Source organism: Pseudorhizobium tarimense, from assembly GCF_022968135.1.
In the GTDB taxonomy this organism is placed as follows: domain Bacteria; phylum Pseudomonadota; class Alphaproteobacteria; order Rhizobiales; family Rhizobiaceae; genus Neorhizobium; species Neorhizobium tarimense.
In genome coordinates this window covers 17,519-40,836 of sequence record NZ_JALJRA010000001.1, presented here as the reverse complement: position 1 = coordinate 40,836, position 23,318 = coordinate 17,519, and the positions used below count along the sequence as shown (strand labels likewise).

The following is a 23,318-nucleotide window of genomic DNA, read 5'->3' as shown; positions in this document are numbered from 1 at the left end:
AAGGTCCGGCTCCCTATATCTCTCGTCATCCACCGCCCGCCGGAACACCCGGTGCAAGCAAGAGTGAAGAGAGAAGGGTAGTCAAACATGCAAAACAGCAAACGCCGCCGTCCCAGCCTGAAGACGGTCCTGCAGACCTCCACGGTTGCCGGTCTTGCCGCAGTCATGCTGTCCACCGGCATTCCGGCACAGGTCGTGGACTCCTTCGCCGACCCGGTCAAGGTTCAGGCACCGCAGGCCCCGAGCTTTGCGGACGTCGTTTCCGCCGTTTCACCGGCAGTCGTCTCCGTGCGCGTTCAGTCCGAAGCGCAGCCGGTTTCCGACAACAGCAATTTCAGCTTCAACTTCAACGGCCAGGGCTTTGATGACCTGCCGGACGACCACCCGCTGAAGCGCTTCTTCCGCGAGTTCGGCGGCCAGATGCCGGGCAGCCGTGATGGCGACCGCGCCCAGCGCGCACCACGTGGCGATGATAACGCGCCGCACCGCCTGCGCCCGACCTCCCAGGGTTCCGGCTTCTTCATCTCTGAAGACGGCTACCTTGTCACCAACAACCACGTTGTAGATGATGGCGCAGCCTTCACCGTCGTTATGGATGATGGCACCGAACTCGATGCCAAGCTGATCGGCAAGGATAGCCGTACCGATCTGGCCGTTCTTAAGGTCGATGCGAACCGCAAGTTCACCTATGTCAACCTCGCCGACGACACGAAGGTTCGTGTGGGCGACTGGGTTGTCGCCGTCGGTAACCCCTTCGGCCTCGGCGGTTCGGTGACCGCAGGTATCGTGTCGGCTCGCGGCCGCGATATCGGCTCCGGTCCATATGACGACTACATCCAGATCGATGCGGCCGTGAACCGCGGTAACTCCGGTGGCCCGGCCTTCAACCTCGAAGGTGAAGTGATCGGCATCAACACCGCGATCTTCTCGCCCTCGGGCGGCAATGTCGGCATCGCCTTCGCCATCCCGGCATCGGTCGCCAAGGACGTCGTCCAGGACCTGATCGACGACGGCAAGGTCGAGCGCGGTTGGCTTGGTGTGCAGATCCAGCCGGTGACCAAGGACATCGCCGAATCGCTCGGCCTGTCCGAAACACAGGGGGCACTGGTCGTTGCTCCGCAGGAAGGCTCGCCCGGGCAGAAGGCCGGCATCCAGCAAGGCGACGTCATCACCGCGATCAACGGCGAGCCGATCAAGGATGCCCGCGATCTCGCCCGCAAGGTTGCAGCTTTCGGTCCCGACACGAAGGTGGAAGTTGCGGTCTGGCGTGACGGCAAGTCGCAGAACATCGACGTGACGCTCGGCAACCTTGCCAGCGAAGACGCCGCTGCGGCCGAACCGGTCGAGCCGGATGCCCCGGTTCCGTCGTCGGAAAAGGCGCTGTCCAGCCTCGGCATCACCGTTGCCCCAGCTGACAATGGTACCGGCCTGGCCGTCACCGACGTCGATCCTGAATCCGAAGCTGCATCTCGCGGCCTGCGGGCCGGCGAAAAGATCGTCTCGGTGAACAACCAGTCGGTGTCCGAAGCCGGCGACATCGAGAAGGTCATCGAACAGGCCCGCAAGGACGGCCGCACCCGGGCGCTCTTCCAGGTCGAGTCCGACCGCGGCAGCCGCTTCATCGCCCTGCCGATCAACGAAGGCTGATCCTCCCAAGCAGCATCATCAAGGGGCACCGCCGGTCACGTCGGTGCCCTTTTTCTTTTCTTCCGCGCGTCTGAGTTGAAGGAGCGACAAGATGGAAACCTCCACCCGCCATGCCCCTGCCGACGAATCCGGGGGTGCAAAAGGGCCAGCGGACGCTATTGTTCCGCATATGAAGATTCTCGTGATTGAAGACGATCTCGAAGCGGCCGCCTACATGACCAAGGCCTTTCGCGAGGCTGGTATCGTGGCCGACCATGCAAGCGATGGTGAAAGCGGCCTCTTCATGGGGAGCGAAAACAGCTACGACGTCATGGTCGTGGACCGCATGCTGCCGCGACGCGATGGGATTGCAGTGATCAGCGAGCTGCGCAAGCGCGGCATTAACACGCCTGTGCTGATCCTGTCCGCTCTGGGTCAGGTAGACGACCGCGTGGCGGGCCTGAGGGCAGGGGGCGATGACTATCTGCCCAAGCCTTACGCCTTCAGTGAACTCCTGGCCCGCGTCGAGGTGCTTGGCCGGCGCAAGGGGGCGCCCGAGCAGGACATGGTCTACCGCGTAGGCGACCTGGAGCTCGACCGGCTTTCGCACGAAGTGCGGCGGGCGGGGAGGGAAATCCTGCTGCAGCCGCGCGAGTTCCGTCTGCTCGAATATCTCATGAAGAATGCCGGCCAGGTGGTGACCCGCACAATGCTGCTGGAGCATGTCTGGGACTATCACTTCGATCCGCAGACCAATGTCATCGACGTGCATGTGTCGCGGCTGCGCTCCAAGATCGAGAAGGATTTCGACAAGCCGCTTTTGAAGACCATTCGCGGTGCCGGCTACATGATCAAGGACGAGGGTTGAGGTGACGTCGCGCCTTCGCCTGATGTTCCGCTCGACCGCCGTCCGCCTGTCGGCGCTTTACATTCTGCTGTTCGCTATCTGCGCGGCCTTCCTCGTCGTCTACGTCACGGCGATGTCGGAGCGGATCCTCGCACAGCAGACGCGGGAGAACCTCGTTCAAGAAATCGGTGATATCCAGCGCGCCTATGATCGCGGCGGGCTGAACGGCATGCTGCGGATCATGGAGCGGCGGGCCCGCCAGCCGGGCGCCAACCTCTACGTGGTGGCCGGACCGACCGGAGAGATCCTCGCCGGTAACGTGGCATCGCTGCAGCCGGGTGTGCTCGACGAGCAGGGCTGGACGCGCTTTCCCTTCTCCTACCGTCCGTTCTCGGAGTCGGGGCCGGAGCGGGAGCACATGGCGATTGCCAATGTGGTCTTCATGGAGAACGGCCTGCGCGTGATGATCGGGCGAGACCTGGGTGAGCCCGGGCGCTTCCGCGGCATCGTCAGACGGGCGCTGATGGTGGCGTTGACGATCATGGGTATCGGCGCTCTGTTCATCTGGTTCGGCATCGGCCGAAATGCGTTGAAACGGATCGACCGCATGTCAGGCGCTAGCCAGAAGATCATGGCAGGCGACCTTTCACAGCGCCTGCCGGTCGGCCGCTCGGGCGACGAATTCGACCGCCTGTCGGAATCGCTGAACGCCATGCTGGGCCGCATCGAGCGCCTGAACGAGGGCCTGCGGCAGGTCTCGGACAACATCGCGCATGACCTGAAGACGCCGCTGACGCGCCTGCGCAACAAGGCGGCCGATGCGCTGGACGAGGAGGATGCCGGCCAGCGCCGTGCAGCACTCGAAGGCATCATCGCCGAATCCGACCAGCTGATCCGTACCTTCAACGCACTGCTGATGATTTCCCGTGTCGAAGCCGGCTCGATTGCCGCCGAGATTAGCGAGGTGGACCTTTCCGCCATCACCGCCGACAGCTGCGAACTCTACGAACCGGTGGCCGAGGAGGCGGGGCTGCGGCTGGAAACCTCGATCGCGCCGGGGCTGAGGGTCAAGGGCAATCGCGAACTGATCGGGCAGGCGATGTTCAACCTGCTCGACAATGCGATCAAGTATTCCGCCGGGAGCGCGGGCGAGCCTTTGGTGCATGTCGTGCTGATTGCCGACGCCACGGGCATACGACTTTCCGTCTGCGACAACGGTCCCGGCGTGCCGGAGGAGAAGCGCGAGGAAGTCGTGAAGCGCTTCGTCCGCCTCGATGCAAGCCGTTCCAAGCCCGGAACGGGTCTTGGCCTGTCGCTGGTGGAAGCCGTGATGGAGCTGCATGGGGGCGCGCTGCGCCTGTCTGCGACCAATCAGGAGAATGCGCAGGCGCCGGGCCTCACCGCGACCATGGTGTTTCCGCCGCTGACGTCCTAAGAAGGGACGGCATGGGGAGGATGCCGTGGCAGAGACTGCAAGATACCTGAAAGACGTTGCCGCCGATGTGATCCGGCCGCTCAGCCAGACCGAGATCAAGGCGGCGACGGCGGTGCTGAAGGACATCGGCAAGAGCGAACCAATGGTGGCCGAGTTGATGGCCGCAGATGCGCCTCTGAAGCGCTTTCTTGTCGCGGCGCTGACGCTTTCGCCATACCTGCGGGAAACCGCGACAATTGCGCCGCATCTCGTTGAAAGTGCGATCACCGAGCCGTTGGAGGTGGCACTGGAGGGGTGGACTGCCAGCGCACGGGACTGCTGGCGACCGATCGACAACCGAATTCCTTCCGAGACGGAGGTTATGACCTCCCTTCGAACAGCCAAGCGCAGCCTGGCCTTTCTCCTGGCGCTCGCCGATCTCGGCCGGATATTTTCTGCACGGGAAACGGCGCGCTACCTGAGCGCTTTTGCGGATGCGGCTGTCTCGGCAGCCATCGATCATCTGCTGCTGGCGGCCCATGAAAGCGGCAAGCTGCGCCTGAAGGATCCAGCGCAGCCGAGCGAAGGTTCGGGCCTCGTCGTGATCGGCATGGGCAAGCTCGGCGGGCAGGAGCTCAACTACTCTTCCGACATCGACATCGTCGTCTTTTTCGATCCCGACAGCGGCATCGTGCCCGACCCGATCGACGGCACGGAGATCTACGGCCGCATGATGCGGCGCCTCGTGCGCATCCTGCAGGAGCGCACGGCAGACGGCTACGTCTTTCGCACCGACTTGAGGCTTCGTCCGGATCCAGGCTCGACCCCGCTGGCCGTACCGATGGAAGCCGGCCTTCTCTATTACGAGAGCCGCGGCCAGAACTGGGAACGGGCAGCCTTCATCAAGGGCCGCGCGATCGCCGGGGACCTGGCGGCCGGCGAGGAGTTCCTGCGCCAGCTGGTGCCCTTCGTCTTCCGCAAGTACCTCGATTATGCATCGATCGCCGACATCCACTCGATCAAGCGGCAGATCCACGTCCACAAGGGCCACGGGGCAATTGCCGTCAAGGGCCACGACGTCAAGCTCGGCCGCGGCGGCATTCGGGAGATCGAGTTCTTCGCGCAGACGCAGCAGCTGATTGCCGGTGGACGGATGCCGCCGCTGCGCACCCGCCGGACGGAAGAGGCGCTGAAGGCGCTGGCGGAGGCAAACTGGATCACGCCGGAGATCGCCGACGAGCTGACCGACGCCTACTGGTTCCTGCGCGATGTAGAGCACCGCATCCAGATGGTGCGCGACGAGCAGACGCACATCCTTCCGGAGACCGAAGCGGAGCTAAAGCGCGTCGCCTTCATGCTGGGCTTCGCCGAGACCGCATCCTTCTCCGAGATGCTGGAGCGGACCTTCCGCATCGTTGAAAGGCGCTACGCCCGCCTGTTCGAACAGGAGGCGAAGCTTTCTGGCGTGGAGGGCAATCTCGTCTTCACCGGTGAGCAGGACGACCCGGGGACGCTGAAGACGCTTACCTCGCTCGGCTTCGAACGGCCCTCCGATATCGCGCGGGTGATCCGCACCTGGCACTACGGACGCTACCGCGCCACCCAATCGGTCGAGGCGCGCGAGCGGCTGACCGAGCTGATGCCGGAGCTCCTGAAGGCTTTCGGCCAGAGCAGCCGCGCGGACGAGGCCATGCTCCGCTTCGACAGCTTCCTGTCAGGCCTCCCGGCCGGCATCCAGCTCTTCTCGCTGATCGGCAACAACCCCAACCTCCTGTCCCTGATCGTGCGGATCATGTCGTCGGCACCGCGCCTGGCCGACATCATCGCGTCGCGTCCGCATGTCTTCGACGGCATGCTGGACCCGGCGCTGATGGCGGAACTGCCGACGCGCGACTATCTCGCTGAGCGGCTGAAGACGTTTCTGGCGCCAGCGCGCCACTATGAGGACGTGCTCGACCGGCTGCGCATCTTTGCCGCCGAGCAGCGCTTCCTGATCGGCATCCGGCTGCTGACCGGCGCAATCGACGGCGCCGTTGCCGGCCGCGCCTTTACCGATCTGGCGGACCTACTGATCGAGCAGTCGCTGGCCGCCGTCCAACGGGAAATCGAGGCGGCGCATGGCCGCTTCGCCGGTGGCCGCGTCGCCATCATGGGGATGGGTAAGCTCGGCAGCTTCGAGCTGACGGCGGCCTCCGACGTCGACCTCATCCTGCTCTACGACCACCAAGACGACGCCTACGAGTCCGACGGCGAGAAGCCGCTCGACACCACGCGCTACTATACGCGCCTCACACAACGGCTGATCGCGGCGCTTTCGGCGCCGACCGCCGAAGGGGTGTTGTTTGAGGTCGATATGCGGCTTCGGCCTTCGGGGAACAAGGGTCCGGTTGCGACCCGGATCAAGGCCTTCCGCAAGTATCAGCAGGAGGAGGCCTGGACCTGGGAGCACATGGCGCTGACCCGTGCCCGCATGGTCTGTGGTGATGAAAGCCTAGCGGAAGAGGCCTGCGCCGTCGTTGCCGATGCGCTCTCCCAGCCGCGTGATGAGGAGAAGATCGCTTCGGACGTGCGCGAGATGCGAGAGCTGATCGAGAAGGAGAAGCCGCCGCGCGACATCTGGGATCTGAAGCTGATCCCGGGCGGCCTGATCGACATCGAGTTCATCGCCCAGTATATGCGGCTGGTGGCGCCGGCGAGGGGGCTTTCGATCGACACCAACGGCATGAGCACCGGCGATGCGCTGACCGCACATGGCCAGGAGATGATGCCGCAGGACGATCTTGCGACGTTGCGCGAGGCGCTGGCGCTGTTCACGGAGCTTTCGCAGATCATCCGGCTATGCATCGACGGGCCGTTCTCGCGCAAGGAAGCGCCGGCGGGCCTCGTCGAGCGGCTGAGCCGCGCTGGAGACTGCCCCGATATCCGCGGCCTTGAGGGAGAGGTGAAGCGCCTGTCGAAGGCGGTGCGGGCGATTTTCCGGAAGGTGGTCAGCTCGTAGCCGGGCGAGGGAGGGCGAAGCTTGGATTCGTGGGAACGCTGAGCGATACGACCGTGCCTTTGCCCATGCAGGAGCGGATGCGCATCGTGCCGCCGTGGAGTGCGACCAGCGAGCGGGAGATGGCGAGGCCAAGCCCGGAGCCGCCCTTGCTCTTTGCATACTGGCTCTGAACCTGCTCGAAGGGCTGACCGATCTTGCCCATGGCAGCCTTCGGGATGCCGATCCCGGTATCGGCAATGGTGAGCAGGACGCCGGTCTCGGTGCGCCGGGCGCGCACGATGATGCGGCCGCCTTCGTTGGTGAACTTCACCGCATTCGACAGGAGGTTCAGCATGACCTGCTTCATGGCGCGGCGATCGCCGACGAGGCCGAGGTCGGCCGAGACGTACTGTTCGATCGAGATGCTCTTCTCCTCGGCGGCGATGGAGGTGAGGCGCAGGCTTTCTTCAATGAGCGGTGCAAGGTCGATCGTCTCGCACTGGATCTTCATGTGCCCGGCCTCGATCTTCGACATGTCGAGGATGTCATTGATGACGTTGAGCAGGTGCTTGCCGCTATCGTGGATGTCGCGGGCATATTCCCCATATTTCGGCGAACCGACAGGTCCGAACATCTCGTTGACGAGGATTTCCGAGAAGCCGAGGATGGCGTTGAGCGGCGTGCGCAGCTCGTGGCTCATATTGGCAAGGAATTCAGACTTCGCCTTGTTGGCTGCCTGGGCGCGTTCCTTTTCCGCCTGATAATTGGCGTTGGCGACCGAAAGCTCTTCTTTCTGCCGCTCCAGCTTCTTTTGCGAGGCCGATAGGTCGCTGATGGTTGCCATCAGGCGGCGTTCGGATTCGCGCAGCCGGTCCTGATGGCGCTTCATCGCGGTGATATCGGTGCCGACCGATACCATGCCGCCATCGCGCGTCCGGCGCTCGTTGATCTGCAGCCAGCGCTCGTCGGCGAGCTGCACTTCGCTCGTGCGCGACAGGCAGTTCTGATCCGGATCGGCGATGCGGCGTTCGATGACGGGACGGGCTGCGGCGGCCTTGACGACGGCCTTTTCGGTGCCGGGGACGAGGACGTTGTCCGGAAGGCCGTAAGCCTGCTGGAAATGCGCGTTGCACATCACGAGGCGGTCGTTCTTGTCCCACAGCACGAAGGCCTCGGACGTACATTCGATCGCGTCGGCCAGACGCTGGTCGGCTTCCGCATAGCGCTGTGCCAGCCGGTGCTGCTCGGTAACGTCCATCGCGATGCCGATGACATGGGTGCGGCCGCTGGCGTTGCGAACCACCTGGGCGCGAGCACGCATCCAGACATAATGGCCGGCGGCGTGGCGCATGCGGAAGACCTGGTCGACTTGCTTGGCATTGCCGCGGCTGATGGCCCGCGCCAAGGCATAGAGGTTGCCGTCGGTCGGGTGCATCATCCGGGCGGCATCGGCAAAGGACAGCACACTGCCCGCCGGCGGCAGGCCGAGCATCTCGTACATTGAGCCTGACCAGAAGAGGCGGCGGTTGGCGACGTCGAAGTCCCAGAGGCCACAGCGACCGCGCGCCAGTGCCGTCTCGATGCGCAGGTTGCTTTCCAGAAATGTCTCGTCGGCTTCTCGCGCCCGCTTCACCTGCATGTAATAGGCATAGAGGATCACCAGCAGGATGGCGGAGATGCAGGCAAACAGCGTGACGTTCAGCGAGACCTCGTGGCGCCAGAAATAATGGATGGTGGCGAGCGAGCGGGCAGCGACGATCAGTCCGCCGTCATTGCCAACCGGCTGGATGGCGGCATAATGGGACTCGCCGCCGATCGAGGTCTCTATCAGGCCAGAGCCGCCGAAGCGGCGCAGCGCCGCGGTTTCGGGCAGAAGCGCCGTCAGTTGCAGGCCGACATAGCCAGAAGCACCGACCCCGCCGAAGATCTTGCCGGAGGGGGAGACAAGAAGCAGGAAAGAGTCCGGTCCCAGGCGGTCGGCGGGAAGAAAGGTCGCAAGCCGCGCTTCGGCGGCCTTGCGGTCAGCGCTGCCGATCACGGCGTCCTGGCCGGAGAAGGCCGCGACTGCTGTGGCGGCGACAAGGGCGGTCGCCTGGCGCGCACCTTCCTGCATCCTGTCGTGTTCCGACAGCATGCCGACGCTGCGGGAGGTGGCGACGACTGCGAGGAAGGCGAGGATGAGGAGCGGGATTGACCGCTTCAGCACGAGCTCGACACGCGGCATCTGCCGTGAGATCGGTGTTACGGTGAGATCGGCCTTGGTGCCGAAAAGACCGGATGCCCGCTTCATCACCGGAAATTTGAGACGCAAGAACCCCTCGCCGACGGGTGCCCGTCGCGCGTCCGCCATCGTTTTCATCTGACCCCTCATGGAAATCCGGCGCGCCGCTCGCCCGAATCTAACCTAATGAATCACGAGCGATTCGCCGTGTCCAGAGGAGCGCTAATACTTTTTAAAGCTATTGAATCCGTTGCGATCCAAATGGAATCACAGGTTGTGCTCAGTAAGCATCAGCCCTTCAGCATCCGCTCCACGATGTCGCGGACGTCGTTGGACAGGCTGCTGCTCCGGTCGATGGACAAGAGAGCGGAGCGCGCCTGATCCGCACGCTGCGGCTCCAGAGACCGCCATGACCGCATCGACGTCAGGATTCGCGCCGCAAGCTGTGGGTTCTTCGGATCGATCTCCAGGATCTGCTCGGCGAGGAATCGATACCCTTCGCCATCCGCACGGTTGAAGCCGGTCGGATTGGAGAAGGTGAAGCTGCCGACGAGGGAACGAACGCGGTTCGGGTTGCCGCGGACGAAATGCGGGTTCTCCATGAGCGCCCTAACGCGCCCGAGCGTGGCCGCGCCCGGAATTGTCGCCTGAACGGCGAACCACTTGTCGATGACGAGCGGGTTGTTGTCGAACCGCTTCAGAAATGCCTGAAGGGCCGCGCTGGTCTCCTCGGCGTCAGGGAAGCGGTGGGCAAGGAGGGTCATCGCCTGCAACATATCGGTCATGTTGTTGGCGTCATCGAAGGCCTTGGCGGCGATCGACGGCGACTGCTCGGCATAGGTGAGGTAGCTCAGCGCACTGTTGCGAAGCGCACGTCTGCCGGCACTTTCCGCATCGGGGCTGAATTCGCCGTCAGTGCGCGTTTCGGAAAGGAGGTGCTGGAAGAGGTCGCGGCCTGCCCCCGCAATTGCCTTGAGAACCGCCGTTCGGCCGGCATGGATCGCGTCGGGATCGTTGTTGCTGCCGAGTTCGCGGGCGATATCGCTTTCGCCCGGAAGCGCGAGCACCTGGGCTCGGAAGGCAGGTTCAAGAGCATGGTTGCCTGCCGTCTCCAGGAGAGCGGAGATCAAGGCCGGCGAGGCCTCGACCTCCTTGCCTTCGCGGGCATCGCGGGAGGCCTGCATGAGGTTGGGCAGAGCAAGGTCTGTCAAAGCTTGCCAGCGGGCGAAGAGGTCGCTGTCATGGCGGGCGATGTGGCCGAGGTCGTCGGCGCTCTGGTCGAGATGCAGGTTGATCGGCGCCGAGAAGCTTCGGTTGAGCGACAGCACCGGCCGCGATGAGACGCCGGAGAAGGTGAAAGTCTGCTTCTGCTCCGTCAGATGCAGCACGTCACCTGTGACCTCGCCGCCCGAGACGGCCGTGGGCGTTGCGACGGAGCCGTTGTCGAGGATCAGCGCGAAGGAGAGGGGGATGTGCATCGGCTCCTTGGTCGGCTGACCGGGCGTCGCCGGCACGCGCTGCTCCAGGGATAGGGTAAAGGTCGATGCGGCGGCATCATAAGCGCCGGACGCGGTCACGAGTGGCGTGCCCGCCTGATGGTACCAGAGCGAGAACTGGTTGAGGTCTCGGCCGGTCGCATCTTCAAAGCATTTCACGAAGTCCTCAACCGTTGCCGCGTCGCCATCATGCCGGTCAAAGTAAAGGTCCATGCCCTTCTTAAAGCCTTCCGGGCCGAGTAGCGTGGCGATCATGCGGATCACCTCCGACCCCTTCTCGTAGACCGTGGTCGTGTAGAAGTTGTTGATCTCGCGGTATTTCGTCGGGCGTACCGGGTGGGCAAGCGGGCCGGCGTCCTCCGGGAACTGCTCGGATTTCAGGTGGCGTACTTCGGCAATGCGCTTGACGGGCCGAGACCGCATGTCGGCGGAGAATTCGTGATCGCGGAAGACGGTAAGGCCTTCCTTGAGGCTCAGCTGGAACCAGTCTCGGCAGGTGATGCGGTTGCCGGTCCAGTTGTGGAAATATTCATGCGCGATGATCGCCTCGATGTTTGCGTAGTCCTGGTCCGTCGCGGTCTCGGGATCGGCGAGCACATACTTGTCGTTGAAGACGTTGAGGCCCTTGTTCTCCATCGCCCCCATGTTGAAGTCGGAAACCGCAACGACCATGAAGATGTCGAGGTCGTATTCGCGGCCGAAGCGGTCCTCGTCCCACTTCATCGAGCGCTTCAACGCATCCATGGCATAGGTCGCGCGCGGCTCCTTGCCGCGCTCGACATAGATCTTCAGCGCCACCTCGCGGCCGGACATGGTGGTGAACGTATCTTCCACGACGCCAAGATCGCCGGCGACCAGCGCAAAGAGATAGCTCGGCTTCGGATGCGGGTCGAACCAGGCGGCGAAGTGCCGGCCTTCATCGTAATTGCCACCGCCGAGATAGTTGCCGTTCGACAGCAGCAGCGGATTGGCTGCCTTGTCTGCGATGATGGTGATCGTGTAGGGCGCAAGAACGTCCGGCCGGTCAGGGAAATAGGTGATGCGGCGAAAGCCTTCCGCCTCGCACTGCGTGCAGTAGACGCCATTGGTCCGGTAGAGACCCATCAACTGGCTGTTGGCTTCGGGATTGATGAAGGTCGTGACGGTAATTTCGAAGGGCGACGCCCCTGGCAGATCGCGAATCGTCAGCGATTGCGGCGTCGCGTCATATTGCTCGGCGGGTAGCTCGTTCTGGTCGAGCAACAGGCCCGACAGCGTCAGCTCGTCACCGTCTAGCACCAGCGGAGCAGTCGCGTCGGCGCCCTCGCGGCGATGGAAGATGAGCCGTGCGTCGACCTTGGAATTGGTGGGGTCGAGTTCAAAGGTGAGATCCACCCGTTCGAGAACGAAATCCGTAGGATGGTAATTGGCCAGTTCGACGACTTTGTTTTCGGATGTACTCATAAGTACACGACTTCCTGTTCGTAAATGAAAAGGTGCTTTGAAAGGGCGGTCTGGCGGCGTCAGCTGCGGAGGTTCGGTCCGGAGGCTGCCTGTGTGGCCGGATTCTGTCTGGGTGAGCGCACCGGTTTGCAAATCGGGCGTCCAGCAGAAGAAGTCACGGCGGCAATCCTTTCCTTGGCGGGGATAAACACAACGCTACCAAAGGGATGCTAACACGATGCTAACAGAGATTGCATTCAAAGTTGGGTTCGCCGGTAATAGAAAGCAGACTCCAGTCACCGTTATTGATCGACCTATCATCAGTTTTGATGCTGGGGCGGCAAGAATTGCTTTAGTCTTTGCACTTCATCCTGTCCGTCTCCCGCCAGCCTTAAACCTTCCGCCGATGACCCTCCGCCGGGTCAGATATCCAAGAGTTTCGAATGACAAGTGAAGCGGGCAATCCCCTGCGGGGGATCATGTTCAAGATCTCCTCCGTCGTCATCTTCGTCATGATGCAGACCTGCATAAAGGCGGCGGGCGCGGATGTGCCGGCGGGCCAGATTACCTTCTACCGCTCGGCCTTTGCCCTTATCCCCATCATCGCCTATCTCGCCTGGCGCCGTGACCTGCGCACCGCCGCGCAGACCGACCGCCCCTTCGGCCACCTCAAGCGCGGCTTCTTCGGCATTCTCTCGATGGCCTTCGGCTTCTACGGGCTGGTGCATCTGCCGCTGCCGGAGGCGATCGCCATCGGCTACGCCTCGCCGCTGATGGCCGTGGTGTTCGCAGCGCTCATCCTCGGAGAACAGGTGCGGGTCTATCGCTGGAGCGCCGTAGTTGCCGGCATGGTCGGTGTGCTGATCGTTTCATGGCCGAAGCTGACGCTGTTTCGCGACGGCGGCATGGAATCGTCCCAGGCGTTGGGCGCGGCGGCAGTGCTCATGGCGGCGATCCTGAGCGGCCTTGCCATGGTTCAGGTGCGCCAGTTGGTGCGGACGGAAAAGACGCCGACGATCGTCTTCTACTTTTCGTTGACCGGGGCACTCTTCTCGCTGGTGAGCTTGCCCTTCGGCTGGGCGACGCTGACGGGGGAACAGGCGCTCCTGCTGATTTCGGCTGGCATTTTCGGTGGCGTCGCGCAGATCTTTCTGACGGAAAGCTACCGGCACGCCGATGTATCGACGGTGGCGCCGTTCGAATATACCTCGTTCCTCCTGGGGATCGTGATCGCCTTCGTGCTGTTCAACGACGTGCCGACACTGCCGATGATCATTGGTACGGCGATCACCATGGCTGCTGGCATCTTCATCGTCTATCGCGAGCACCGGCTCGGGATCGAGCGCAAGGCTGCGCGAAAGGCCTCCGCGCCGCCGAACTGACGTTTTACAGAGGGATGGCGGACGTCGCCGTGTTTGCGCGCAGCGTCACATCATTGCGGATCGCGCCTGCCTGGCGATATTCACGCGCGGCGCTGACGGCAAGTTCGACATCGGCCCATGTGCGGCGCAGCGCAAGCAACGGATGAAAACGGGTGATGGCTTCGTCTCCTGAGGGGAATTGATCTCAGCGTTCGCGAAAGTCGGCGAACACTGCTGCCGGGCGCGTGATCCGGCCGAGACCTGCGATCGCGCGGGCGGACAACTGCTCGTTCGTTGCCGAAGCAAAGCGGTGATAGCCCTGCGTGGAGCGGGGCGACAGACCTGTGACGCGAAGGCTTTCGAAGCCGGAATGAATGGGGCGTGAGCGGGTCGTCATAGCCTTGGTTCCTTGACCGAGAATTCCTCCCAAGACACAGCTGATATATTGCGGCGCAGCATTGATTCGGCAATGCAGCCTCAAGCGGCGCTGCCATGCGCACACCGCATGGCTCGCTTCATATTTCCTTCACATCGATCAAAATTCAGGCGTGGCGGCCAAAAGCTTGTGCAGCTTCCGCGAAGCGCAGAAGGTCCTGCCAGGCAAGCGCCTTGTTGGCCGGCGCAGTCAGCAACTCCTGCGGGTGCAGCGTTGCGATTGCCCGAACTGCCCGACCGCTGACGGTCAGTTCGCGCCATTCTCCGCGCAGGCTGTGGATCGTGCCGCTTTCGCCGAAGAAGAAGCGCGCCGGGAAGTTGCCGAGCAGCAGCAGGTGTCCGGGTTCGGCAAGTGCGATCTGTCTTTCGATGAAGGGGCGGCAGATGGCCGTTTCCGCCGGCGAGGGCATGCGGTTACCCGGCGGGCGCCATGGAATGATGTTCGTCAGCACAACCGCCTCGCGCGATAGCCCGATCGCGGCCAGCATCCGGTCCAGAAGTTGTCCTTGCCGGCCGGAAAAGGGGATGCCGTCGCGGTCGTCATCGGCATTCGGCATCGGACCGATCACCATGATCCGGGAGGCCGGATTGCCGCTGAGGAAGACGGTGGAGCGGGCGCTGTTCTTCAGATTGCAGCCGCCGAAGGCTTCAAGCGCAGTCTTGAGTTCAGCAAGCGAACGGGCGCCCTCCGCAGCCAGTTGCGCGGCCGCAACCGCCTGGTCGTTCGGCATGGCGACGGGCGGCGGGTTGAGTTGCGCGGAGGGTACGGGGACAGTTCGCCTCTTGCGCTCTTCCTGTCCGGCAGGCGAGGGCGCCTGCACCCGGCGGACCTGCTCTCGCGCCGCCTGCTGAACGGCAAACTCCTCGAACCGGTCGATCGGCTGGTCCTCGAGCAGCCAGTCGACGCCCGCATCTGCATAGAAATGCAGAAGTGCTGCAAGCTCGCCCGCCTCGAGATCTTTCGCCTGGATCATCACCCTACTCTAGCGGAGCGCCGGGTGCGGGAAAAGCATCAAGCCGCCCATTGCCCGATTTCCTCGCTTTCCCCGATCAGGGCGAGGCCGTGCGCGATCGACAGAAGCTCGCCGCCGCTCTCGATCTTCCCCGCTCCGAAGCGCCGGATGAAGATGTCGCGCACGGCGGGCACGAAAGAGGTGCCGCCGGTGAGGAAGACCTTGTCGATGGCGGAGGCGCTCGTTTGCGTCTTCGTCAGCAGCTCATCGAGTGCCCCCTCCATGCGCAATAGGTCTTCGGTGATCCATGCCTCGAAGTCATTCCGGCGCACCAGCTTACGACCGGCGGCGCCGAGCGGGGAGAACCGAAACTCTGCCTCTTCGGCAGTCGAGAGCGCCATCTTCGTCGCCGATACCGCCTGATAGAGCGGGTAGCCCTCGTCGTGCTCGACCAGGTCGATGAAGAGCTCCAGCTTCTCCGGCTCCAGCGCCGAACGCACCAGCGACTGCAGGTCCGCGAACTCCTTCGAGCCCTTGAAAATCGACAGCTGGTTCCAGCGCGAGAAGCTGGTGTAATAATTGGTCGGCACGTCGAGCACCTTGTCGAAGCTCTTGAACTTGCTTCCCTTGCCGATTTCCGGAGCCACCAGATGCTCGATCATGCGCGCATCGAACTGGTCGCCGGCAATGCCGACGCCGGAATGGCCAACCGGCGTTGCGCCCAGTCGGCCTGCCTCGCGCTCGAAGCGGATCAGCGAATAGTCGGTGGTGCCGCCGCCGAAGTCGGCCACCAGCACGTACGCGTCGCGCTTCAGGTTCTGCGCGAAGTAATGCGCCGCCGCGACCGGCTCGTAGACGTAGTGGATCTCGGGAAAACCGAGTCGGGTCAGCGCCGCATTGTAGCGCTCCATCGCCAGCTTTTCGTCGGCGCTCGCTCCGGCAAAATGCACCGGACGACCCACGACAATGCGGGAAGTCTCCGCCGGCCATGCATCGCCGGCATAGGTGGAAAGCCTACGCAGGAAGATCTCCATCAGATCCTCGAACTGGTGGCGCCGGGCAAAGATCAGCGTGCCCTGAAAAAGCGCGCTCGCCGCAAAGGTCTTGATCGACTGCAGGAAACGGCAATCACCAGGATTGTTGATGAACTGGCGGATCGCCGCCTGGCCCGCCTCGACCTTCAGCGCCTGCGCACCGAGCTGCCTGTCCTTCATGAAGGACAGCGCTGTGCGCATCGAATCTGTCGTGCCTGTACTGTTGGTGAACGGCATGGACTGCGTGGCGCCACCGCCCTCCGCAAGTGCGATGACGGTATTGGTCGTGCCGAAATCCAGCCCCAGCGCCCGTGCCATGGCGGTGCTCCTCGTCCCGTCGTGATTGTTGAACCGGGAGCCGAGCCCGGAATGCAAGAGGGCGCCTGCCGCGCCAGTGAAGCTTGAGAGCGCGCCTGATGGCACAAGGCGGGCGGGATGGCAAGGGAGCTTAGTTCGGAGCGTGCCGCGTCTCCGCCGCCATCTCCGTCATCCATTCCCCGAACGCCGTCATCGCCGGCGTCGGCGTGTGGGACTTCAGGCGCGTCAGCCAGTAGCTGCCCTTGGAGACGTAAATTGGGAAAGGCTGCTCCAGCGCGCCGGAGGCGAGATGGCGGGAAAACATCAGCGGCGGGGCGAGTGCCACGCCGGCGCCTTGCAGTGCCGTCTCGACCATCAGCACAGAGGAATCGAAAACCGGCCCCGTGATGGGCGGCGCGGCGGTGCCGGCCGCTTCGAACCAGCCGGGCCATTCGTCGACACGATAGGAGCGCAGCAACGTCTCGCGCCCGACGTCCTCTAGACTTTTCAGCCGCGCGGCGATTGCCGGCACACAGAGAGCAGAAAGCGGTGCCTCAAACAGGGCCTCCGCTTCGGTGTCGTGCCAGGCGCCATTGCCGAAACGGATTGCGAAGTCCAGGCCCTCGGCGGCGATATCAACGCGGTTGTTGTTGGTGGACAGCCGGACGTCGATGAAGGGGTGGCGGGTTCGGAAGTCGCCAAGGCGGGGCAGGAGCCAGCCGACGGCGAAGGTGCCGACGGCGCCAAGCGCCAGCACCTCGCGCATGTGGCCAGCCTCGAAACGCTCCAGCATGTCGGCCATGCGGTCGAAGCTGTCCTTGAGCGTCGGCAGGAGTGCGAGCCCTTCCTCTGTGATCATCAGTCCGCGTGGCAGCCGTCGGAAGAGCGTCACGCCGAGCCGCTGTTCCAGAAGCTTCACCTGTTGGCTGACGGCGGCCTGGGTGACGCAGAGCTCGATCGCAGCACGGGTAAAGGAGAGGTGGCGTGCGGCGGCCTCGAAGGCGCGCAGTGCGTTCAGCGGAAGATGCGGCCGAACCATCGATTGCCCTAGATTTTCTTATGGCTCTCGCCAGTTATCATGGTTTGCGCCGCTCCGGCAATGCTGCCTAAGATAGGCACGTGGAAAGCGAGGGAGCAACATCCAATGAGCTTTGTAGGAAGCGGCCTCTTTGCCGCCACTGTCGGGTTTCTTGCCATTGTCGGCACAGCCGTGTCGGCCTCTGCCGCCGAGCCGACCCGCTGCACGGTCGTTCTCGATGCGGCAAGCGGCGAGGTCATCCACCGTGAGGGGAGCTGCAGCGAGCGCGTCTATCCGATGTCGACCTTCAAGCTGCCTTTGGCCATAATGGGCTATGACGCTGGCGTCCTGACGGATGAGACGAACCCACGCTGGGAGTATCAGCAGAGGTTCAATGCGCCGAAGCGGGTACAGAAGGCGACGGACCCGATGAGCTGGGAAGCGGAATCCGTTGTCTGGTATTCGCAGGAACTGACGCGACGCCTCGGCAAAACCCGCTTCGGCGACTACGTCGCAGCCTTCGCTTACGGCAATGCAGACGTCTCCGGCGGTCCCGGCGGCACCGACGGCCTGACGGAAGCCTGGCTGATGTCGTCGCTGAAAATCTCGCCGGACGAACAGGTGGACTTCCTGCGCCGCTTCCTGAACGGCGAGCTGCCGGTCTCCGATCGGGCGATGATGATGACCAAGGCGATCACGCCGCGCTTCGAGGCGGCGGACGGCTGGGTGGCGCACGGCAAAACCGGTGCGGGGCGGTTGCGCGATGTTGCAGGAAAGCCCGCCAAGGATCGGCCACTCGGCTGGTTCGTCGGCTGGGCGGAAAAGGAGGGCAGGCGGGTGGTCTTCGCGCGCCTCTACGTGGCTAACCAGGCGTCGGACAAGCCGCTCAGCCCGGAGGTGCGAGACTCGCTGATCAGGGATCTACCAGGAATCGTAGCCGGGAATTGAGGTGCTCAACCGGAGCTGCGCCTATCGTCGCCCTGCCGTCCAGATCAGCGCCAGCCCCGCCAGTGCAAGCACGGCACCATAGGCGATCCATGGGGACTGGTCGATCATGAAACTGGAGACGGGGTAGGGGAAGAGGCCCGAGCCTTGCGCCATCCAGAGCAGGCCCATCAGTGTGGCGATGACGCCGATGACGATCAGCAAGCGTTTCATCCATGCTTCCCTTTGTCGGAGATTGAGGTGGCTCAACCGGAAACATGGCCGTCCTCGGCATCGTTCCAGTCGGCATCCGCCTGTGGCCTGCAATGCAGAAGCGTAAGGGCACCGGCAAGTACGATAAGGCGGAGGGCGACCACGAGACAGCCGTTGACGGCCCAAACGTTGAGTTCGCTCATGAAGTCGGTCGCCGGCAGACGATCACGCTAGTGCCGTGCGCGATCCAGGCGAGGCCCGTGTCGATGATGAGTCCACCGGCGGCGGCCATCCAGATGCGCAGGCGATCCATATTTCCCTCCCGTGGAACATTCTGCCGGATCCACATTACAACGAGGAGGTTTGCACGCCAGCAAATTTGCGGAGGCGCCGAAACTGCCCGCCCGCACCGATGGAAGTGCGAGGCGGGCGAGGTCGAAATCAGATCGACTTCGACGCGCCGCCGTCGACGCGCAGCATCGTGCCGGTCACGTAGCTCGCCGGGGCGGAGCAGAGGAAGGCAGCGGCGGCGGCAAATTCCTCGACCTTGCCGAGCCGGCCGGCGGGAATCGACTTCACCGACGCGGTGCGGATCTCGTCAAGCGACTTGCCCTGCCGCTTGGCATTGGCGCCGTCGAGCTCGTCGATGCGGTCGGTGTGGATGCGGCCGGGCAGGATCATGTTCGCCGTGATCCCATGCCCCGCGACTTCTGCGGATAGCGTCTTGTTCCAGCCGACGAGCGCGCCGCGCAGCGTGTTGGAGAGCGCCAGATTCGGGATCGGCTCGAAAACGCCGGAGGAGGCGACGGTCAGGATGCGGCCAAAACCCTGCTCCTTCATCTGCGGCAACAGTGCGTTGGTCAGCGTGATGACGCGCAGCACCATGGACTGGAAATAGGTTTCCAGCTTTTCCGCCGTCATTTCCTCCGCCGTTCCGGGTGTCGGGCCCCCGGTGTTGTTGACGAGGATGTCGATGCCGCCGAGCTTTTCCTTCACGCCCGTCACCATCGACTGAACGAAAACTTCCTCCGACAGGTCGCCCCAGATCCAGTCGGCCTTGCCCTTGCCTTCGGCATTGATCGCCTTGCAGTTCTCCGCCAGCCGGTCTCCGGAGCGGCCGACCAAAAGCACGTTCGCGCCTTCACGTGTCAGAGCGGTTGCAATGCCGAGGCCGAGGCCGCGCGATGAGGCGAGCACGAGGGCGCGCTTGCGGGCAATTCCGAGATCCATGGGTTAGGTCCTTTCAATCCTGCAAATGAAGTGGTGGGGGACGCTAGCAAGGCGGCGGGTGATTGCAAGGCTTGCTTTGGCGAATTCAGCGCGATCTCTTTGACTTTTCGGCTTTTCGGCAGTAGGAACCGCGCCATGTAGAGCTGCGAGCGTTGCAGCCATGCGCGAGTACGCGCAGAAATTCCGAAAGACAGATAGATGACCGACTACCAAGGCGCCGTTCCGGCGATCGCCAACGCATTGGCGAAGCGCGGCTATGAGACGCTGACACCCGTCCAGCAGGCCATGCTCGATCCAGCGCTTGCCGCCTCCGATGCGTTGGTCTCCGCGCAGACGGGCTCGGGCAAGACGGTCGCCTTCGGTATCGCCATGGCGCCGACGCTTCTGGATGACGGCGAACGCTTCGAGCGCGCCGGCGCACCGCTGGCGCTGGTGATTGCCCCGACCCGCGAACTTGCCATGCAGGTGAACCGCGAACTGACATGGCTCTATGAGTTGACCGGTGCGGTGATCGCAAGCTGCGTGGGCGGCATGGACATCCGCAACGAGCGGCGAGCGCTTGAACGGGGCGCCCACATCATTGTCGGAACGCCGGGCCGCATCTGCGACCACATCCGCCGCAACGCGCTTGACATGTCCGAACTGCGGGTTGCCGTCCTGGACGAAGCGGACGAGATGCTTGACCTCGGCTTCCGCGAGGATCTGGAATTCATTCTGGATTCGGCCCCCGACGATCGGCGCACGCTGATGTTTTCGGCAACAGTGCCGGCCGGCATTGCCAAGCTTGCCAAGCGCTACCAGCGTGATGCGGTACGCATCTCGACCACAACGGAAGAAAAGCAGCATGCCGACATCGAGTACCGGGCGCTGGTCGTCGCTCCCTCCGATCGCGAGAACGCCATCATCAATGCGCTGCGCTTTTATGATGCGAAGAACGCCATAGTCTTCTGCTCGACGCGTGCGGCCGTGAACCATCTGACGGCCCGCTTCAACAACCGCAATTTCGACGTCGTGGCGCTGTCGGGCGAACTGACGCAGAACGAGCGCACGCATGCGCTGCAGGCCATGCGCGACGGTCGCGCCCGCGTCTGCATCGCAACCGATGTCGCCGCGCGCGGGATCGACCTCCCGGGTCTCGACCTCGTCGTTCACGCGGATCTGCCGACCAATTCCGAAACTCTGCTGCACCGCTCGGGCAGAACGGGCCGCGCCGGCAACAAGGGCGTGAGCGCGCTGATCGTGCCGGTCAACCAGCGCCGCAAGGCAGAGCGCCTGCTCGCCGGCGCCGATGTGACGCCGACCTGGGCGCATCCGCCGACCGCCGACGAAGTGATTGCGCGCGACCAGGAGCGCCTGCTCGCCGATCCGGTGTTCGAGGAGGCGCCGCGCGAGGAAGAGCAGGAACTGATCGCACGCTTGGTCGGGACATATGGCGCGGAGAAGCTCGCTGCCGCTTTCGTCAACCTGCACCGGGCGAAGAATGCAGCGCCGGAAGACCTGATCCCTGTTTCCCTCGATCCGGGTACTCGCAAGCCCCGCGACGGCAAGCAGGGCGATCCTGCATCGCGGCCGCTCACCCCGCGCGGCGATTTCGGCCCCGCGGTGTGGTTCTCGCTTTCCGTCGGCCGCAAGCAGCGCGCGGAGCCGCGCTGGCTGATCCCGACCCTTTGCCGCAACGGTGATCTTTCAAAGAACGAAATCGGCGCGATCAAGATGCAGGCAGACGAGACCTATGTGGAAATCGCCGCCGACCATGCCGACCGTTTCATGGCCAAGCTCGGCAAGGACCGGATGATGGATCGCGGCATCCGTGTGACGCGTCTGGACAGGGCGCCGGACTTCAGCAAGTTCACCCGCAGTTTGGACGAGGAAGCCCCGCGTCGCGACGGGCCGCGCATGGACAAGCCGTGGAAGGGCAAGAAGTTCAACGATGGCGACGGCGCCGAGCGCGCCAGCCTCGATATGCCGTCTCGCGAGAAGGTCGCTGGTGATTCGCCACGCAAGGACTGGAAGCCGAAGACCAAGTCCGCCAACGCGGACCGCGATGTCCGCAGCCTCGACGACGAGGTCTGGGGCGATCCAAAGCCGAAGGGCGGTACTGCGAAGGCCAAGCCTGGCCGGGCCGATGGTGGTTACGACACGCCATCCAAGAAGGGCGCCGGCAAGTCGTTCGGCGACAAGCCGTTCAAGGGCAAGGCTGCAGGCAAGGATAGCGGCAGCAAGCCCTACAGCGCCAAGGGCAGGGCAGCTGGCGGGCCTAAGAAGTTCGGCAAGGGCGGCGAACGCGCCAGATAAATCGCCGCAGCCGCCCTCAGAACGGCACCTTGCCGGGATTAAACATGCCCTTCGGATCGAGCGCTTGCTTCAAGGCCTTCGCTAGGGCCTGCTTTTGCGATGACGTATAGGTCTGGTAGCCATAGCGCTTTTCCAGACCGACACCGTGCTCAGCGGAAAAGCTGCCGCCCGCGTTGCGGATCCCGGTGTAGACGGCGTCTTCCACCGCACGCAGTTCCTCTTCCGGCAGCGGCCCACGCTTGATCAGCGTCAGGTGCAGGTTGCCATCGGCGATGTGACCATAGACATAGGCCGAGTAGGTCAAGTCAATCGCTTTAAGGCGCCGCTCCAGTTCCGCGACATAGGTGTCGAGGAAGAGGGGCGGCACTGACACGTCGAACGAGGCGGCCTCCGGAATTTCGGCATAGTAGAAGCCGGAATCTTCGCGGATGTCCCACAACCGCCTCGCCTGGTCGAGCGAGTGGGCGACCACTCCACCCCTGAGGGTAAGCGGCTCCCAAAGCGCCGCAAGCTGTTCCTCCAGCATGCCCATCGCAGCATCGACGCTCTCCGCCGATATCTCGACCAGCAGGGCCGCGGCATCATCTTCGAGCCAGGAAAGGTCGAGCCCCTTCAACCGCGCATGGTCGCGGATGTAGCGAGGCCACATCATCTCGGCAGCCTCAAGGGTAACCGCCGGCAGGCTGCGCAGCTGACGGACGAGGGCAAGGGCGGCCCGTGCATCCGATACGCCCACCAACGCTGTCGCCCTGTGCGGGCGCTGCGGCTCGAGCTTGAGCACGACCTTGGTGACAAAGCCGAAGGCGCCTTCGCCGCCGATGAACATCTGCTTCATGTCGGGTCCGGCTGATACCTTCACCACCCGCGTCAGATCGGAAAAGACGTCGCCGGACGGCAGCACCGCCTCCAGACCCAGCACCTGGTGGCGCATAACGCCATTGCGGAAAGCGAGGATGCCGCCCGCATTCGTGGAGACCATGCCGCCGATCGTTGCCGTGCCGCGCGAGCCGAGATCGATGCCGGTGGTGAGACCGTGTTCGGCCGCTGCATGTTGCAGGGCCTCCAGCGTGACGCCAGCCTCCACCGTCGCCGTCATCTCCTCCGGCTCGATCGACAGGATGCGGTTGAGGCGCGACGTGGACAGGGTCACCTGGCCCTGCCTGCTGATGTTTCCGCCGACGAGACCGGTAAGCCCGCCCTGAGGCACGATCCGGACCTCGTTCTTGTGGCACCAGCGGACGAGGGCTGATACCGCATCGACCGAGTTCGGCTGTGCCATTACGCCGGCGTCGAAGTTGCTGGGATGCTCGCCCGTATGCCGGCCGGCCAGATCGGATGGCCCCAGGATGGCGAGGCCGGCATGGAGCCTACGCAGTCGCTCCACGAGTTGCTCTGGAGAAAGAAAAGGGTTGGTGGAGGAGGTCGTCATGGATTCTGCCCCGATCAGATCGGCCGGGGATGCAGGAAGGGCGGTATCTTTGCAAGATGCCGGCCACCATTTTCCAACGACCCGCTGTCCTCTCCATGGCATAACTTGATCTTCATGTTTTAGCCG

17 protein-coding genes are annotated in these 23,318 nt (G+C 63.6%); 7 read left to right on the top strand and 10 right to left on the bottom strand.

Annotated features, from left to right (window positions below; all coding sequences use genetic code 11):
* The first annotated feature begins 87 nt into the window (after positions 1 to 87).
* The 4 genes from MUU54_RS00155 (at position 88) to MUU54_RS00140 (ending at position 6,885) form a co-directional block, all read left to right on the top strand.
* Complete coding sequence (locus MUU54_RS00155; RefSeq protein ID WP_247242009.1) at positions 88 to 1,647, top strand: Do family serine endopeptidase; 1,560 nt, start codon at positions 88 to 90, stop codon at positions 1,645 to 1,647.
* A 91-nt stretch (positions 1,648 to 1,738) separates the two neighbouring features.
* On the top strand, positions 1,739 to 2,494 hold the full coding sequence (locus tag MUU54_RS00150; protein ID WP_376742025.1) for a response regulator transcription factor: 756 nt from the start codon (positions 1,739 to 1,741) through the stop codon (positions 2,492 to 2,494).
* A 22-nt stretch (positions 2,495 to 2,516) separates the two neighbouring features.
* Positions 2,517 to 3,908: a sensor histidine kinase gene (locus MUU54_RS00145; RefSeq protein WP_247242378.1), complete on the top strand. Its 1,392-nt coding sequence runs from the start codon at positions 2,517 to 2,519 to the stop codon at positions 3,906 to 3,908.
* A 25-nt stretch (positions 3,909 to 3,933) separates the two neighbouring features.
* Positions 3,934 to 6,885: a bifunctional [glutamine synthetase] adenylyltransferase/[glutamine synthetase]-adenylyl-L-tyrosine phosphorylase gene (locus MUU54_RS00140; protein WP_247242008.1), complete on the top strand. Its 2,952-nt coding sequence runs from the start codon at positions 3,934 to 3,936 to the stop codon at positions 6,883 to 6,885.
* On the opposite strand, the gene MUU54_RS00135 is transcribed toward MUU54_RS00140, so the two are convergent.
* Together MUU54_RS00135 and pepN are read right to left on the bottom strand one after the other, a co-directional pair.
* The gene (locus tag MUU54_RS00135) at positions 6,875 to 9,214 is read right to left on the bottom strand and encodes a PAS domain-containing sensor histidine kinase (RefSeq protein WP_247242377.1); all 2,340 of its coding nucleotides are present in this window, start codon (positions 9,212 to 9,214) and stop codon (positions 6,875 to 6,877) included. The two genes, MUU54_RS00140 and MUU54_RS00135, sit on opposite strands and share 11 nt — an antisense overlap.
* Before the next feature lie 161 nt (positions 9,215 to 9,375).
* A complete protein-coding gene (pepN, locus tag MUU54_RS00130; RefSeq protein ID WP_247242007.1) occupies positions 9,376 to 12,024 on the bottom strand; it encodes an aminopeptidase N in 2,649 nt (882 codons plus the stop codon).
* A gap of 422 nt (positions 12,025 to 12,446) precedes the next feature.
* On the opposite strand from pepN, the gene MUU54_RS00125 reads away from it, so the two are divergent.
* Positions 12,447 to 13,385, top strand: a complete 939-nt coding sequence (locus MUU54_RS00125; protein ID WP_247242006.1) for a DMT family transporter — start codon at positions 12,447 to 12,449, stop codon at positions 13,383 to 13,385.
* Between the two features lie 184 nt (positions 13,386 to 13,569).
* Here the strand turns inward: MUU54_RS00125 and MUU54_RS00120 are convergent, their stop codons facing one another.
* The 4 genes from MUU54_RS00120 to MUU54_RS00105 form a co-directional block, all read right to left on the bottom strand.
* A complete protein-coding gene (locus MUU54_RS00120) occupies positions 13,570 to 13,761 on the bottom strand; it encodes a hypothetical protein (RefSeq protein ID WP_247242005.1) in 192 nt (63 codons plus the stop codon).
* A 145-nt stretch (positions 13,762 to 13,906) separates the two neighbouring features.
* Positions 13,907 to 14,773 (bottom strand): uracil-DNA glycosylase, encoded by an 867-nt coding sequence (locus MUU54_RS00115; protein WP_247242004.1) that lies wholly within the window; start codon positions 14,771 to 14,773, stop codon positions 13,907 to 13,909.
* Positions 14,774 to 14,811: 38 nt separating this feature from the next.
* Positions 14,812 to 16,104: an Hsp70 family protein gene (locus tag MUU54_RS00110; RefSeq protein ID WP_247242003.1), complete on the bottom strand. Its 1,293-nt coding sequence runs from the start codon at positions 16,102 to 16,104 to the stop codon at positions 14,812 to 14,814.
* A 130-nt stretch (positions 16,105 to 16,234) separates the two neighbouring features.
* Positions 16,235 to 17,122: a LysR family transcriptional regulator gene (locus MUU54_RS00105; RefSeq protein WP_247242002.1), complete on the bottom strand. Its 888-nt coding sequence runs from the start codon at positions 17,120 to 17,122 to the stop codon at positions 16,235 to 16,237.
* 105 nt (positions 17,123 to 17,227) lie between these two features.
* Here MUU54_RS00105 and blaOXA point away from each other — a divergent pair, with 105 nt between their 5' ends.
* Entirely contained in the window at positions 17,228 to 18,049 is an 822-nt protein-coding gene (gene blaOXA / locus MUU54_RS00100; RefSeq protein WP_247242001.1) for a class D beta-lactamase, read from the top strand.
* A 21-nt stretch (positions 18,050 to 18,070) separates the two neighbouring features.
* Here blaOXA and MUU54_RS00095 read toward each other — a convergent pair whose 3' ends face one another.
* The 3 genes from MUU54_RS00095 to MUU54_RS00085 all read right to left on the bottom strand — a co-directional run bounded on the left by MUU54_RS00095 (position 18,071) and on the right by MUU54_RS00085 (position 19,468).
* On the bottom strand, positions 18,071 to 18,259 hold the full coding sequence (locus MUU54_RS00095) for a hypothetical protein (RefSeq protein WP_247242000.1): 189 nt from the start codon (positions 18,257 to 18,259) through the stop codon (positions 18,071 to 18,073).
* A gap of 32 nt (positions 18,260 to 18,291) precedes the next feature.
* Entirely contained in the window at positions 18,292 to 18,441 is a 150-nt protein-coding gene (locus MUU54_RS00090) for a hypothetical protein (RefSeq protein ID WP_247241999.1), read from the bottom strand.
* A gap of 238 nt (positions 18,442 to 18,679) precedes the next feature.
* The gene (locus MUU54_RS00085) at positions 18,680 to 19,468 is read right to left on the bottom strand and encodes an SDR family oxidoreductase (RefSeq protein WP_247241998.1); all 789 of its coding nucleotides are present in this window, start codon (positions 19,466 to 19,468) and stop codon (positions 18,680 to 18,682) included.
* Between the two features lie 198 nt (positions 19,469 to 19,666).
* Between MUU54_RS00085 and MUU54_RS00080 the strand changes: the two genes are divergently transcribed.
* Positions 19,667 to 21,763, top strand: a complete 2,097-nt coding sequence (locus MUU54_RS00080) for a DEAD/DEAH box helicase (RefSeq protein ID WP_247241997.1) — start codon at positions 19,667 to 19,669, stop codon at positions 21,761 to 21,763.
* A 16-nt stretch (positions 21,764 to 21,779) separates the two neighbouring features.
* On the opposite strand, the gene MUU54_RS00075 is transcribed toward MUU54_RS00080, so the two are convergent.
* On the bottom strand, positions 21,780 to 23,192 hold the full coding sequence (locus MUU54_RS00075) for an FAD-binding oxidoreductase (protein ID WP_247241996.1): 1,413 nt from the start codon (positions 23,190 to 23,192) through the stop codon (positions 21,780 to 21,782).
* Positions 23,193 to 23,318: the final 126 nt, after the last annotated feature.

Excerpts from the sequence above, each read along its gene's own strand:
- MUU54_RS00155 (WP_247242009.1), top strand. The coding sequence starts at position 88 with ATGCAAAACAGCAAACGCCGCCGTCCCAGCCTGAAGACGGTCCTGCAG.
- MUU54_RS00150 (WP_376742025.1), top strand. The coding sequence starts at position 1,739 with ATGGAAACCTCCACCCGCCATGCCCCTGCCGACGAATCCGGGGGTGCA.
- MUU54_RS00145 (WP_247242378.1), top strand. The coding sequence starts at position 2,517 with ATGTTCCGCTCGACCGCCGTCCGCCTGTCGGCGCTTTACATTCTGCTG.
- MUU54_RS00135 (WP_247242377.1), bottom strand. The coding sequence starts at position 9,214 with ATGGCGGACGCGCGACGGGCACCCGTCGGCGAGGGGTTCTTGCGTCTC.
- pepN (WP_247242007.1), bottom strand. The coding sequence starts at position 12,024 with ATGAGTACATCCGAAAACAAAGTCGTCGAACTGGCCAATTACCATCCT.
- MUU54_RS00125 (WP_247242006.1), top strand. The coding sequence starts at position 12,447 with ATGACAAGTGAAGCGGGCAATCCCCTGCGGGGGATCATGTTCAAGATC.
- MUU54_RS00120 (WP_247242005.1), bottom strand. The coding sequence starts at position 13,761 with ATGACGACCCGCTCACGCCCCATTCATTCCGGCTTCGAAAGCCTTCGC.
- MUU54_RS00115 (WP_247242004.1), bottom strand. The coding sequence starts at position 14,773 with ATGATCCAGGCGAAAGATCTCGAGGCGGGCGAGCTTGCAGCACTTCTG.
- MUU54_RS00110 (WP_247242003.1), bottom strand. The coding sequence starts at position 16,104 with ATGGCACGGGCGCTGGGGCTGGATTTCGGCACGACCAATACCGTCATC.
- MUU54_RS00105 (WP_247242002.1), bottom strand. The coding sequence starts at position 17,122 with ATGGTTCGGCCGCATCTTCCGCTGAACGCACTGCGCGCCTTCGAGGCC.
- blaOXA (WP_247242001.1), top strand. The coding sequence starts at position 17,228 with ATGAGCTTTGTAGGAAGCGGCCTCTTTGCCGCCACTGTCGGGTTTCTT.
- MUU54_RS00095 (WP_247242000.1), bottom strand. The coding sequence starts at position 18,259 with ATGAAACGCTTGCTGATCGTCATCGGCGTCATCGCCACACTGATGGGC.
- MUU54_RS00090 (WP_247241999.1), bottom strand. The coding sequence starts at position 18,441 with ATGAGCGAACTCAACGTTTGGGCCGTCAACGGCTGTCTCGTGGTCGCC.
- MUU54_RS00085 (WP_247241998.1), bottom strand. The coding sequence starts at position 19,468 with ATGGATCTCGGAATTGCCCGCAAGCGCGCCCTCGTGCTCGCCTCATCG.
- MUU54_RS00080 (WP_247241997.1), top strand. The coding sequence starts at position 19,667 with ATGACCGACTACCAAGGCGCCGTTCCGGCGATCGCCAACGCATTGGCG.
- MUU54_RS00075 (WP_247241996.1), bottom strand. The coding sequence starts at position 23,192 with ATGACGACCTCCTCCACCAACCCTTTTCTTTCTCCAGAGCAACTCGTG.